The organism is Streptomyces sp. NH27, assembly GCF_056859195.1.
Genome location: NZ_JACEGK010000221.1, coordinates 1 through 12,135, shown reverse-complemented (window position 1 = coordinate 12,135; position 12,135 = coordinate 1). Strand labels below are relative to the sequence as shown.

11 protein-coding genes are annotated in these 12,135 nt (G+C 71.4%); 7 read left to right on the top strand and 4 right to left on the bottom strand.

The features are described 5' to 3' along the window. From mobF to AC13HU_RS19175, 5 genes are all read left to right on the top strand, one after another. Window positions 1–1,576, top strand: a 1,576-nt coding sequence (mobF, locus tag AC13HU_RS19195; protein WP_483043127.1) for a MobF family relaxase, incomplete at its 5' end; no start/stop codon positions are given. Continuing rightward, on the top strand, window positions 1,573–1,773 hold the full coding sequence (locus tag AC13HU_RS19190; protein ID WP_483043126.1) for a hypothetical protein: 201 nt from the start codon (window positions 1,573–1,575) through the stop codon (window positions 1,771–1,773). The genes mobF and AC13HU_RS19190, both read left to right, overlap by 4 nt. Window positions 1,774–1,895: 122 nt before the next feature. Beyond that, window positions 1,896–2,393, top strand: a complete 498-nt coding sequence (locus AC13HU_RS19185) for a hypothetical protein (RefSeq protein ID WP_483043125.1) — start codon at window positions 1,896–1,898, stop codon at window positions 2,391–2,393. Window positions 2,394–2,414: 21 nt separating this feature from the next. Further along, the gene (locus tag AC13HU_RS19180; protein WP_483043124.1) at window positions 2,415–3,128 is read left to right on the top strand and encodes a hypothetical protein; all 714 of its coding nucleotides are present in this window, start codon (window positions 2,415–2,417) and stop codon (window positions 3,126–3,128) included. A gap of 101 nt (window positions 3,129–3,229) precedes the next feature. Continuing rightward, window positions 3,230–3,955, top strand: a complete 726-nt coding sequence (locus AC13HU_RS19175; RefSeq protein ID WP_483043123.1) for a GNAT family N-acetyltransferase — start codon at window positions 3,230–3,232, stop codon at window positions 3,953–3,955. A 99-nt stretch (window positions 3,956–4,054) separates the two neighbouring features. Here the strand turns inward: AC13HU_RS19175 and AC13HU_RS19170 are convergent, their stop codons facing one another. Both AC13HU_RS19170 and AC13HU_RS19165 read right to left on the bottom strand, forming a co-directional pair. Next, complete coding sequence (locus AC13HU_RS19170; protein ID WP_483043122.1) at window positions 4,055–4,975, bottom strand: DUF4238 domain-containing protein; 921 nt, start codon at window positions 4,973–4,975, stop codon at window positions 4,055–4,057. A 131-nt stretch (window positions 4,976–5,106) separates the two neighbouring features. After that, a complete protein-coding gene (locus AC13HU_RS19165; RefSeq protein WP_483043121.1) occupies window positions 5,107–5,595 on the bottom strand; it encodes a DUF6233 domain-containing protein in 489 nt (162 codons plus the stop codon). Between the two features lie 950 nt (window positions 5,596–6,545). On the opposite strand from AC13HU_RS19165, the gene AC13HU_RS19160 reads away from it, so the two are divergent. Next, window positions 6,546–7,949, top strand: coding sequence for a replication-relaxation family protein (locus AC13HU_RS19160; RefSeq protein WP_483043120.1), 1,404 nt, complete (start codon window positions 6,546–6,548; stop codon window positions 7,947–7,949). A gap of 124 nt (window positions 7,950–8,073) precedes the next feature. Here the strand turns inward: AC13HU_RS19160 and AC13HU_RS19155 are convergent, their stop codons facing one another. Continuing rightward, window positions 8,074–8,505, bottom strand: a complete 432-nt coding sequence (locus AC13HU_RS19155; protein WP_483043119.1) for a hypothetical protein — start codon at window positions 8,503–8,505, stop codon at window positions 8,074–8,076. 333 nt (window positions 8,506–8,838) lie between these two features. Here AC13HU_RS19155 and AC13HU_RS19150 point away from each other — a divergent pair, with 333 nt between their 5' ends. Next, window positions 8,839–9,372, top strand: a complete 534-nt coding sequence (locus AC13HU_RS19150) for a hypothetical protein (RefSeq protein WP_483043118.1) — start codon at window positions 8,839–8,841, stop codon at window positions 9,370–9,372. 52 nt (window positions 9,373–9,424) lie between these two features. On the opposite strand, the gene AC13HU_RS19145 is transcribed toward AC13HU_RS19150, so the two are convergent. Further along, window positions 9,425–11,839: a helicase associated domain-containing protein gene (locus AC13HU_RS19145; protein ID WP_483043117.1), complete on the bottom strand. Its 2,415-nt coding sequence runs from the start codon at window positions 11,837–11,839 to the stop codon at window positions 9,425–9,427. Between the last annotated feature and the right edge of the window lie 296 nt (window positions 11,840–12,135).

The window sequence follows — 12,135 nt, the reverse complement described above, 5'->3', positions numbered from 1 at the left end:
GGTGGGCGAGCGGCAAGCGGAGTTGCTGTTCGGCCAGGGCCGGCACCCTGACGCCGACCGGATCGAGGCGGAGCTCCTGGAGGCGGGGGAGAGCCTGGTCGCGGCGCGGCGCGCGACCGTGCTGGGTCGGCCGGTCGGCGAGATCCCCCACCCGGTGCTCGCCCTGGATCTGGTGTTCCGGGGGCCGCCGTCGTTCCACGCGTGGTGGGCGCTGGATGACGACAACCGGCAGGTGCTGGAGGACTCCCACACCGCCGCGCGGGACCGGACGCTTCGGTGGCTGGAGGACGCGGTCGCCGGAGTGCGGTGGGGCAGGGGCGGCAAGCACCGGGCCGGCGTCGATGGCCTGGCGGTCGCGGTGTTCCGCCACTACGACAACCGCAAGGGCTCACCCTTGCTGCACGACCACGCCCTGGTGTCGGTGAAGGTCCGCCGTCCCGACGGGAAGTTCGGCAACCTCGACACCGCGCAGGTCTTCCGGCACGTCGTCGCGGCGGGCACCCTCTACCAGCTGCTGCTGCAAGAGGAGGTCACCGAGAGGCTCGGGGTCGCGTGGGAGCCGCGGGAGGTCACCGAGGGCCTGCGGCCGGTCATGGAAGTCGCCGGTATCCCGCATGAGTTGATCGCGTGGCAGGGCACGCGCCGCAGGGACATCGCCGACTACGTCGACGTGCTGGCCGACCAGTACGAGGTGAAGCACGGCCGCCGGCCGGGGGAGCGGGCCTCCTACGCGCTGGCCCGGTGGGCGGCTGAGGAGACCCGGCCGCCCAAGGTCGTGCGCCCGCTGCCGCAGCTGCGGACACGGTGGCGGGCCTCTGCGGTAGCGCGGTTCGGCGAGCAGCTGGTCGACGGGCTGCTGCGCCTGGCCCGCGCCGCGGCCGCCAAGGTCCTGGCCCGGGTGCGGCCCGTGGTCGACGTCGCCCTGGCGGCCGTCGACGTCGCCGCGGTCGTCTACGTGATGCGCGGCAGTTTCGGCCGCCGGCACCTGCTCGCCGAAGCCCGCCGCCACCTCGCGCAGACGCTGCGCGGCGCCCGCCACCAACCCGGCCTGGACGAACGGATCGTGGACACCGCGCTGTCCGAGCACTGCACCCCGGCCGGCCACGGGCCGGACACCTTCACCGCGGACTTCTCCCGCCTCTACCCGCCCGGGACCGCCGCCGACCGGGCCGCCATACGGCCGCTGGCACGCCGCAGGGACGCGACCGGCTACCAGCGCGCACAGACCGCCGCAGCGGTCCTGCAAGGCCGCCTGCGGGCCTCCCGCCGCGCCCGGCGGCCCGCCGGCCGACCCGCCCCCGGTGTGGTACAGGCAGGCCCCGCCGCGCAGCCGCTCAACGCCCGGCGCCCCGCCCACCGAGCGGGCCGACCAGCCCCGGCCGCGATGCAGGACACGGACCTGGCCACGCTCCAGCACAGTGCGCATCGCATCGCGCTGATGGCCGCCCGCACCAACGCCGTCCTGGCCGCAGTTCACGAAGGCAACGCCGCCGCCCGGGGCGGCAGCAGACCGCCGGCCCCGCCAACCGCGCCGCAGCCTCCCTCCCCGCACCAGCGCACCGGAAGGACACCATGACCGCCAAGCAGCCCACCGAGAAGCAGCTGCGACTGGCCCGCCAGCTCGCCGGGATCTCCAAGGCGAACCGGCGCCGCCTGGCCGCCAACCTGTCCCGCCTGCCGCGCCCCCGGCAGGGCCGGATCGGCAGCGCCGCAGCCCGACGCGATGCCCGCGCCCTGTCCCGGCTGCGGTCCTCCCGCCAGTGGCGCGGCTGACCGTGCACGGACGGGATCGCACAGCGGCAGACGCGCGCGTACGCCACCGCGGACGCCTGCCCCGGGCGGTGAACCGTCCAGATCGGTCCTCATCTGGCGGGGCCGCCTGGCAGGGTGGTGCCGTGAGTGAATCTGCAGGCAGCCGCCGGGCTCCGGTGACGACGTGGGAGTACGCCGTCTCCGCCGCCGACCAACTGCTGCTGTGGCACGCCGACGGCGCTCCGGACGCGCTCCGAGAGCCGCTGCGGACCCGGACGGTGGTGTTGATGGCCGCCGCGGTCGCCGACACCGCCCGCGGACGCGGGATGGCGGGCGCGGCCGTGACCGGGGTGCCGCTGGACGCCGCGGCGGCGTGCGTGCAGCTGCACGCGGCCTCCGCCCTGGAGGGATGCGGCGCACCGGCCGGGGCGGGCGCCGAAGAGGTCGGCCTGCTCCTGGAGGCGTACGGCGCACCGGAGTTCGAGGCCGTCCAGACGGCCGTGCTGGAGGCGCTGGAGCACCATCTCCAGGACGCGGGCGGCGGCCCGGTCACGATCGCCGACCGGGGCGATGTCCTGCGGCAAGCGGAGCGCAGGCGGCGGCTGGAGGCCCTGGCCGACGTCGTCGGGGAAGACTTCTGATCCGAACGGAAGAGGTTGGGCATGGCTGTCGACGTGGTGAGCGACCGGCTGGGGGAGCTGTACCCGCAGGGGTACGTGCCGGTGTCCGATGTGCTGGCCGGGCCGGGAGCGTCGTCGTCCTGGTCGGATCCGTGCCCCCGCATCCACCTCGCCCGCTACCCCCACCCCGTGCCCGGCAACGCACCGTGCCCGGACGGTGGCGGCGTCTCCCTGCTGGCCACCGAGCCGCTGCCGTACACGGATCTGCTGCAGCGCATGCCCGCACGTGGCGCCGGCGACTGGACGGCCGCCGACAGCGGCCACGCCAGCGCCGCCTACGGGGTGCAGCAGCACCTCGTGGACGGGGGGATCGTTGACGACCTGGTCGTGCTGAACACCAAGCCGACCCTGACCGTGGTGACAGCGGCGATGCGCCGCCACCGGGCCTGCTCCACCGTCACCGTCACCGACGGCGCGAGCGACACCGTGCTGATCGGCATCCGTCCCCGTCCCGACTTCCTTGCACCGGACCGCGTCACGATGACGGTGACCGCCGCCGACGGCCCCCACACCCCGCTGCTCCGCGCCCTGTACGCCCCGGCCCTGCTGGCCTGGCGCGGATGGTGGCGCCGGTCGACCTCGTCCGCGCATGAAACGCCCGTGCCGTGGCCACAGGCCCTGGAGCTGGCCGGGCCGGACGTTGACCGGCCTCACCGCATCCGGATCGAGGACGTCGCGCAGATCCGCCTGGCGTAGCCCAGGGCCGGCGGCGGGCGGTTCGACGGCCTTCAGCCGGTTCGAGGCTGCGTTTCCGCCACGTCGCCACGGCGATGCCGACGCCTGGCTACGGTGGTCGGATGGCGAAGCGCAAGGGGGCACGCGGCGGATCGACTCTGCCCAGGCCGGTCACCGGCAGGCGCCTGATCGACGGATGGGCCGGACCGCAGGGAGGCCGGGTCAGGCTGGCCCGCCCCGGCGAAGTCGCCGCCGTCGACGGCCTCCTGGAGGTCACGGGCGTCGACGTCGACGAACGTGTCGCCGACAGCGTGAACGACGGCAGCCTCGCCACGACCCTGCGCGCCGGCCTCGATCACGGGCAGGAAGGCATGTTCCGGGAAGTTGCCCAGGCCGCCATGAAACGGGACCTGTCCGCTGCCGTCCCCGGGCTCTCCCTGGTCCTGGTCGGCGAAGACAGCTCCGGGACGCCGACGGCGGCCCTGCTGGCGCTGCCGCCGGCCTCGCTGGTCTCCGGCGCGGCCGGCCACGGAGTTCCCGGCGAGCAACTGCTCAGCTTCTGCATGGCGGTGGCAAAGATCAGCGCTCTCGCGGTCGCCGAACCTGTCCGCGGACACGGCTGGGGAAGCCAGCTCCTCAAGAGAGCCGTGCAGGTCTACCAGCAGCTCCAGTTCTTCCTGCTCTACGGGCAGTACGACGCCGACTCCACCCTCGAAGCCTTCTACGGCCGGCACGGCTTCACCTCGCTCACGCCGGGGGAGGGGCTGGACCTGGAGCCGCTCCTTGGCCTTCCGATCGGCCTCACTCCCGGCCCCACCGAGCGGATGTTCACCCGCTGGCGCCGATAGACCGACGTTCGTGCGTCTGGGGTCGGCGGCAGGTCCACAGGCTGTCTGCCACGGACAGCGAGAGGTCCGGCCAGGCGGGCAGCGCCTGGGGTTTCTGCTCTAGCGGGTGGCCCGGTTGGATTCCCGATCGGAAGCGGCATCGGCGGCGAACGATTCCAGGCCGCTGCGGGGGTGCATGTACACGTAGCGGTTGGCCGCGAGGACTTGCACGGTGTTGAGTTCGTCGACGGCGGCTGCCGGCAGGGTGCCCATGGTGTTGAGCGGGCCCAGCGCCACCAGGTGCCGGGGGCCGATGGGCAGCACCATGGAGGTCGCGTCACCGAAGGCCATCCCGTATTCCGTTTTGCGGCCGTCCTGGTGGATGGTCACCCCAGGGTTGTCGCCGATCAGGAACTGGCCCGATTCGGGTGTGTGGATCTCCACCTGCCACGTTGACGCCATGTGCTGCACTTTGCGGAGGGTGTCCTCGACGCTGGTCCTGAACAGTTCCCCGCTCTCGTGTGCCTGGACGGCCTGGGAGCGGGCGATGACCCGTTCGGCGTAGGCTCCGATCGCCCCACGGCTCTCCAGGTGCAGTCCGGTTTCTCGTAGAGCCTCGCGGCGTAGCTGCTCCGGGTACTTCCGGGGCAGGGCGGAGAGCATGTTGGCACGTGCTTTCTCGAACGCGTTGAGGTGCACTTCCTGGTAGCGGTAGGAGCGGACGTAGTGGAGCACGACCAGGTCGCGGAGCACCTCGGCATGGACGGATTCCGCGAACGGAGTACCCCTGCGCACCGCTTCGAGCGCGGCAGGGACACGTCGTTCGATGGCACCCCACAGCGCCTCTGCGGACACGGATTCGAACGCCACGAAGGTATCGACCCAACCGCACGACCGCGTGGGCTTCAACTTGTGATGCCGACCCGGGTAGCGCAGGTCGAACGGGAGCAGCCGCCAGCCGTTGGGCCCCGGCATGGTGAACTCCCTGAGGAGCACCTGGGACACAAGGTGCTGTCGCGATATCTGCTGAACTGCTCCCATGCACCCAATTCTGCCGGGAACGCCTCACCGCCCGCGAAGGGTTTCAGCGACAGGTCACGCCACCTGCCTCCGTCCACGAGCATCGTCATCACCGTGGCCGCCGCCCGGGCTGAGGGACAGTCACCACGGGCCTACGCGGCGGTGCGCAGCGGCCGGTCGGGTCGGCAGATCGGGCAGGGTGCGGCTTCCGGGCGTTCGAGTACGGCGCGGGCCTGCTCGGTGCTCGCGGGCCGGGAGACGTCGCGCACGGCCCGGCAGTCGCCGCGGTGCACGATCCTGGCCGGGCCGCGCTCAGGCCCGAAGTACACCGGTTCCTCGATCCGCCACCGCGCCTGCACGCCGTGGCCTTCGGTCGGCACTGTGTCGTAGCGCTGTCCCTCGATGGGCTCGCAGGCGTCGGCCGGCGCTCGGAAGTCCACTGCGGCCGGGAGCGCCAGGAGCTGGCCGCGCTCGGTGCTCTGGCTCGGCAGGTGGATCTGGAGGTCCACCCACCAACTGCCGTCAGCTTCGCGGCGCCGCGCCTTCACCACGGCGTACAGGGTCTGGCCGTCCGGGAGCCGCACCTTCACCAGCGGCCCGTCGGCCGGCGGCAGCGCCGCTTCTGTCGCGTCCTCGCTCACTGTTCTAATCTAGTTCGATTCCTTGGTGGAACGTAGTGCGAGGCGTGTGGAACGCCGGCGCCCACACAGCGGGGCTGGCGTTCCACGGACATCACTACCGCAGGTCACAGGCGTGGAACTCCGGTAAATGGCGGCCCGGGCCGCGCGCGGTGCACCCGGGCGGTTGCTCAGATGCTTGCACCGGTCGCGGAACACGCCGACCTCCACCCGGTGCGTTCCACTGCCGTACCGGGACGCGCGCCGCCCTGGTTGAGGTGCGCCCGGTCCGCACCCCGCTCGGCACCGGTGCGCGTTCCCGTGCGAAGTGGCCGGACAAGGGGGAGACCCGGACACACCGGGCCCCCTTGTCCGCGCGGCTGGCCATGCCCGTGTTGCCGCGGTCCCACCCCTTGACCGCAGGTGCCGACAGACGTGTTTCCCCTGGACCGGCCCTGCACCGGGCCGTGAACAGACCGCGGACAAGGGGGCCTCGTGCACGGTGGCCGCCTGCTCGCGCGCCTGGCGGTGCGCACCGCCAGGCGCGGGCGGTCCTGACCGGTGGGAGTGCGAAGGAGAGACGCGATGACAGACGCGATGACAGACGTCGTACGGCCGGCCCCGCGGCGGCAACGGGCGGTGCATGCTGGGGAGGTGCAGCCCGCGTTGCCGCCCGCTGGCCGCTCGGTGCAACCGGCGGGCCCGCACCGGGTAGGCCACTTCGGCTGGCACTTGCGCGGCCACTGCGGGTGCCACTTCCGTGCCCATCGACCAGCCGCACCACATTCCCGCAGGTCACGCACCTTTTACCGGGCCATCCCGGCTCGTCACAACCCTCTTCCCTCCCTTGCTATGACAGACGCAGGGGAGATCATCGGGTTCTGGGGTGTTCCCCGGTCCCCCTCGGGCCGGGGGGCCGCGTCGCCCGACCGGTGGCCGGGCGGTGGTGGAGGAACGCCGGGGAGGCAGGGCTGATGGGCGGGAAGCGGATCACGAACCCGGCCGGGTCGTCGAACGCGCTGCGCGATGACGTGCTGAAGGTGCTGGGTGTGCTGAAGGTGGCGACGGCCGACCAGATCCAGCGCGTGGCTGCGCCGCACCTGACCTACCGCCACACCACGAAGCCGACCGCGGCGAAGCGGAAGGAGGCCCGCACAGCGGCGCACCGCGGGGCGCTGGCGGACCTGCGGGCGAGCGGGGAAGTGCTGTTCGGCGGGAACACCTCCCGGGGCGAGGGGCTGCGGCTGCTGACCCCGCTCGGTCTTGACGCCGCCATGCGCCCCCTGGACCGGCCGAAGGATGAGATGGGCGGTACCGCGCGCGGCGCGGGCCGCTCCGGCGCACCGCACGCGATGGCGGTCAACGAGACGATCCTGGCGTTGATCCGCCCCAAGCCCGACCTGGCGCTGCTGGCCGGTGAACCGCCCGAAGCACTCGAGGCCGCGCAGGCCGCCGTCGATGCGCCGGGCGGGATCGGCAGCATCGGCTCGTACTTCACGGAGGTGGCGCTGCCGTCGGCGGGAACCTGGTCGACGCCGGGCAAGGGCGGCGTCCAGGCCGACATCGTCCTGACCGCTCCGGAGGCCGGGGTGCCGCTGCTGTTCATCGAGGTCGACAACTGCCACGAGGAAGCGGCCGTGCTCGCGGCGAAGTTCGACAAGTACAACCGGTTCTTCCTGCGGAAGGCCAAGGACACCGACGGCGCGGACAAGCCGATGTGGCGCACCCGCTGGAGCGGACACGAAGACCGGTACGGCGAGATGGTGCACCCGCCGGTGCTGCTGGTCTTCAACCCCGCCGGACCGCGGAACCCGAACGCCACCACGCAGCAGATCGCCGACCGCACCCGCCAGCACTGGGAAGGCCGGGCGGAGCGCGACCACACCACCTACGACCAGAAGATCCCGATCGTGGCGACCACCTTGGACCTGCTGCGCGAGCACGGCCCTGCGGGGTCGGCCTTCTGGCGCTTCGGCCGCCCCGGGCTGCAGACGCTCACCGACGCGATCGGCAACCCCCGACGCGCCGCCGCCATTGCCCGTCAGCGCGCCGAATGGGAACGCCAAGCGGCTGAGTACCGGGCGCAGGAGGCCCGGGAGCGGGAAGCCAAACGGCCCCGGTGCACCAGCTGCGGCGCGAAGTTCACCAACCAGCGCTGGACCGAGTCGGAGAAGAACACCTGGGGCGAGCCGACCGACAGCCACCGCACGCTGTGCGGGGACTGCAAGCAGACGGCGATCGAGACGGAGCGGGCCCGCAAGGCCGCCAAGAAGGAAGCCGCCAGGCAGCGGCGCGAGGCGGAGAAGGCCGCGCAGGAAGCTGCCGAAGCCGAAGCCGCTCGCAGGGCCAACCGGTTCCTGGGACGCTTCCGCTCCTGACGCACAGCCAGCAGGAAGGCGCGGGCCCCGACCACGGTCGGGGCCCGCGATGCTCTTCGGTGAGGCGGAGCGAGTCGCCGGGCCGGGTGGCGACGGTGCGGGTTCGGAGCCACCCGCCCGGACGTCAGCGCGGGCGAGCCGCGTAGGTGTCGTCGAGGACACGCTCGCCGGAGTGATTCAGGCCCTCATCGTCCACGAAGCCCAGCCCCTGCCCATGGTGCCTTCCGGCGTGGTCTTGGAAGAGGACGCACGGGTTGGTGCCGAGCTCCCCAAGCCCCCAGTCGCAGGTGCCCGGTTGGCGGATCTCGCGGGCACCGGGCACCCCAGCGCGCCAGACCATCCACATGTCCGTATCGCACATGCCGCTGTCGCTGATCCCGATCAGCGACGCGTGAGCGTCCTCGTGCCCCGGCTCCAACTCGCACTGCAACGTGGAGCGGACCTCCGGGGTGAGCATTTCGTCATAGCAGACGTCGAAGTGGGCGTTGTGGCCGCGGCGGCATCGCTCCGGAGGGTGCCCAGGGTCGATGGCGAGTTCTTCCCAGAACAAGTTCATCCCCGGCGTTTCCCGCACGTACGCAGACTCCCGAGGCAGGAGCCTCAGCCGCGCCGAACAGGGAGTGCGCTCCGGGGCAACCTCGGTTCCAGCAACGGGCTGCGTCGTCATACCGGGACAACGACGCAGGGCGCCGTGCTGAGCTCCGCCCAATGAGTGACACCGGTCCTCTTCCCCGCCCCGGTCAGCAAGCGCGGTGCCGAACTCCGCTACCGCGTCGTCGACCTTCAGCGGTGGACACGCAACCGGCCCCGCGGAGGCGCCGACGCCGGGGAGTAGACAGGCCAACTCGCCCTGTTTTCACGGTAAGTAAGCGTGGATACGCTGGCGGTCATGACTGGTCTTGATGACGAGATACGTGCGGCCCGGTCCCGAGCCGATGCATGGGAGGGTGCCGCTCAGCAGCGGGTACAACGGGAGGCAGAGCAGGAGACCGAGGTGCAGGCGCTGCTGCGGGAAGCGGTGGCGCGGCTCCGTCCGTTCGGCTCGGAGACCCTGGTCCGGGTCCAGCCGTCGACCTTCCGCGGCGAGTACGCGCAGGCGGGCGGCCAGCGCTACCGCCGGGTCTCCCAGCAGCGGTGCTGGTACATCGCCCGCATGTCCGGGCGGCGCAGGCTGGCCGACGGCGAGCTGGGTGACGAGTGGATGGACTCGCCCGTGCTGTTGCTGGACGACGGGACAGCGGGCCGGTTCTGGCTCGACAACGACCTCACCCCGAAGCGGGAAGGCGAGCACGTCTCCTCATTCGAACCCGAGCCGCTGGCGAAGGAGACCTTCTTCAACAACGCCGGCACCGACTTCCTGACCGACCTCAAGCGCGCACTCAGCGACGCGATCGTCCGCTACGAGCGGGACAAGCCCCGCTGACACGGCCGAGGGGCGGCCTGCCACCCGCAGACCGCCCCTGGCACGCGGCCGACTATGCCCAGTCCAGCCCCAGTTCAGCCAGTTGCGAGAGCTGGTCGGCGGTGAGCTTCGCGCGCCTGCTCTTCGTGTTGGAGATCCACACACCCAGCTTCACCAGCGTCCCCGCGCTGCTGCCGTTGCCCGTCCAGGCGAGTTCTTCAACGTGACCTCGAGGAACCGTCACGGAGCCCGTACGGGCCTTGTACTGCCGCAGGGCGGCAACTCCCCGCTCGAACGCCCCCGAGGCGCCCTGAGATGCCTTGGCGGCCTTGGCGGGGGCTTCCTCGGTCAGCGGCTGCACGCCGATGCCGGTGAGCTTGTTGCGTTGGGCGTCGGTGAGCTTGGCCCACACCACGGCCTGGCGCTGCTTGGCCAGCCACCGGCCGATGTCGTCGCCGTCGATCGTGGTGCCCGCCTCGATCGCGTCGACCGGCACCCGGGCCTGGCGGAGCTGAGCGAGGCCGGCGAAGTGCCGCTGCCACTCCAGCGGCCAGTCAGGGTTCCAGTCCGGGTCGATCTCGACCAGGGCCGCCGCCCGGTCCGGGTGGTCACCCAGCGCCCCGGGTCGCCTGAGATTGGACAGCCACTGCCCCACCGGCCGGTCCAGGGCCGTGGCCGACCGCGGGGCCGCCAAAGTCCCGTGGGCCTCGAAGTACGCCCGCGCCGCCGCCAGGTTCTCCTGGAACGCGCTGTCCGCCGCGCTCCACACCATCCCCAAGCCCTCCAGGCGCTTGGCCCGGCGGCCGTCCATCGACCCCGCCCCGTACGCCCTGCGCTGCTCAGCGATCCACTGCCCCAGCGGATACGGCCCCTCCTTGTGGTCGTACGGCACCCGCAAGTGATCTTCACGGTCACGGAACCGGCGGGCTGCCGCGTACCCCTTCGCCCAGTCCTGCCGCTCGGTGTCGATCACGTTGAAGGAAACCCACTCCGCGACCATCACCGGATCACGCGGGGCCGCGAACCGCAGCAGCAGACGGGTTTCCTCCTCATCATCATCGGGCGCTGAGCCGATGTTCTGCGACGGGTTCACGTCGCGTTTCTGGTCCTCCTGCGGCACGGCCAGCAATTCCACGGCCTCTTCGTCATGCGCCCGAAGACCCTGCAAAACCTGCACCAGCGGCCGGTAGCTGCCGGAGGTGAACATGTCCTCCGGGCGCTCTCCGTCCTGGAGGAAAACCGGCACGATCAAACTCGCCAGTTTTCCCTCTCCGGGCTTTTGCCGAAGTGCCCGACCGATTGCCTGCACGATGTCGTGCGGTGCCCCTTTGGGGTCCAGTAGGGCAACGCTATCGACGGCCCTGATGTCGACGCCCTCACCCAGAACGCGACAGTTGCACAGGATCGCGAGCCCGAGCCGGGTGGCGAACTCACCCAGCACCGACCTCCGCCGCTCGGGCACGTGATCGCCCATCAGCCAGTCAGCCCAGATGTGCGGCGGGTACTTCTCCGGGTTGTCCGCGTGCAGTTTCGCCGCGACCCGGGGCAGGCCCTCGGCGAAGGCGTTCGCCTCTATCGTCCGGTGATGGAACGTGATCATCGACTTCAAGCCGTGCTCCGCCGCCGTACGCAGCACCCCGGCCTGGAGCGCCGCCAGGCGCTGCCCGCGCAGCTCCTCTTCCTTCGCCTCCGGGCCACGCAGACGCTCCGGAGTGACCACCGGGTCGGTCAGCTCCATGACGATGATCTGATACCGCGCAAGGAGGCCCCTGGACACCGCCTGTGCCAAGGTCAGGCGGAACAGCACAGGCCCGAAGATTTTCGGGTCATCCATCGAGGCCGCCATCTCCTCCGGCAGCGCGTCACGGACCCCCTCGCGCACCTCCCACGTCGGCGGCCGCTCCTGCCAAATCCGCGGCGTCGCCGTCATGTACAACCGCCGCGCCGACGGGATCACACTCTGCGAATGGACGTCGGCCCACGCCTTCCCCAGCGAACCCGACGTGCGGTGCGCCTCATCGACCACCGTGAGGTCCATCGGGTCCATGCGCTGCCCGTAGACGCCCTCGAACGCCTCGGCCAGCACACCCAGCGAGGCGTACGTGCCGAACACCACCACCTGGCCGACCCCGTGCCACAACGCCAGCTGCGGCGCGCTCGTGGTCGCACGAACCTTCATCGACCACAGCTCCGGGTCCTCCTGGAGCGAGCACACCGCAACCGCCGGCCCCGTATGCCCGGCCGCTTTCCACGCCCGCACCGTCTGCGTCAGCAAATCCAGCGTCGGAACCAAAACCAAAATCCGACCGGACCCGGCGATACGCTTAGCCGCCGTAGCGGCAATAATCGTCTTACCGGTCCCGCACGCCGCGATGCACTGCCCGCGAAGACCATTCGCGGGAATCCCGCCCGGGGGAATATCGAGACCGCGCACGATAGCGACGACGGCCTCTTTCTGATGGTCACGCAGTTTCAGTTTCTCCGGCATTTCCCGCGCTCCTTAGCTGGGAATTGAGTGATGCAGGCGGGGAGTCGTCCCGGCGGAGGTGCGGGGGCCGGGGGTGGTGCTCACTGACCCCAGAGTCTACACAGTGCATCACGGTGACGCATCACCCGTGCGCACGGTTCCTCAGTACGGGTGACGGCTGCCCGATTCTGGCCCACGTGAGGCGTGTTAGCGTGTATGTTGCTGCGGGTGGTCCGGGTGACCGCCCGTCTGGTGGGGGAGGGGTTCGGGTGGAGCGTAGTGGAGCCCGTTCTCTGCGGTGGGGGCCGGCCCCGGTC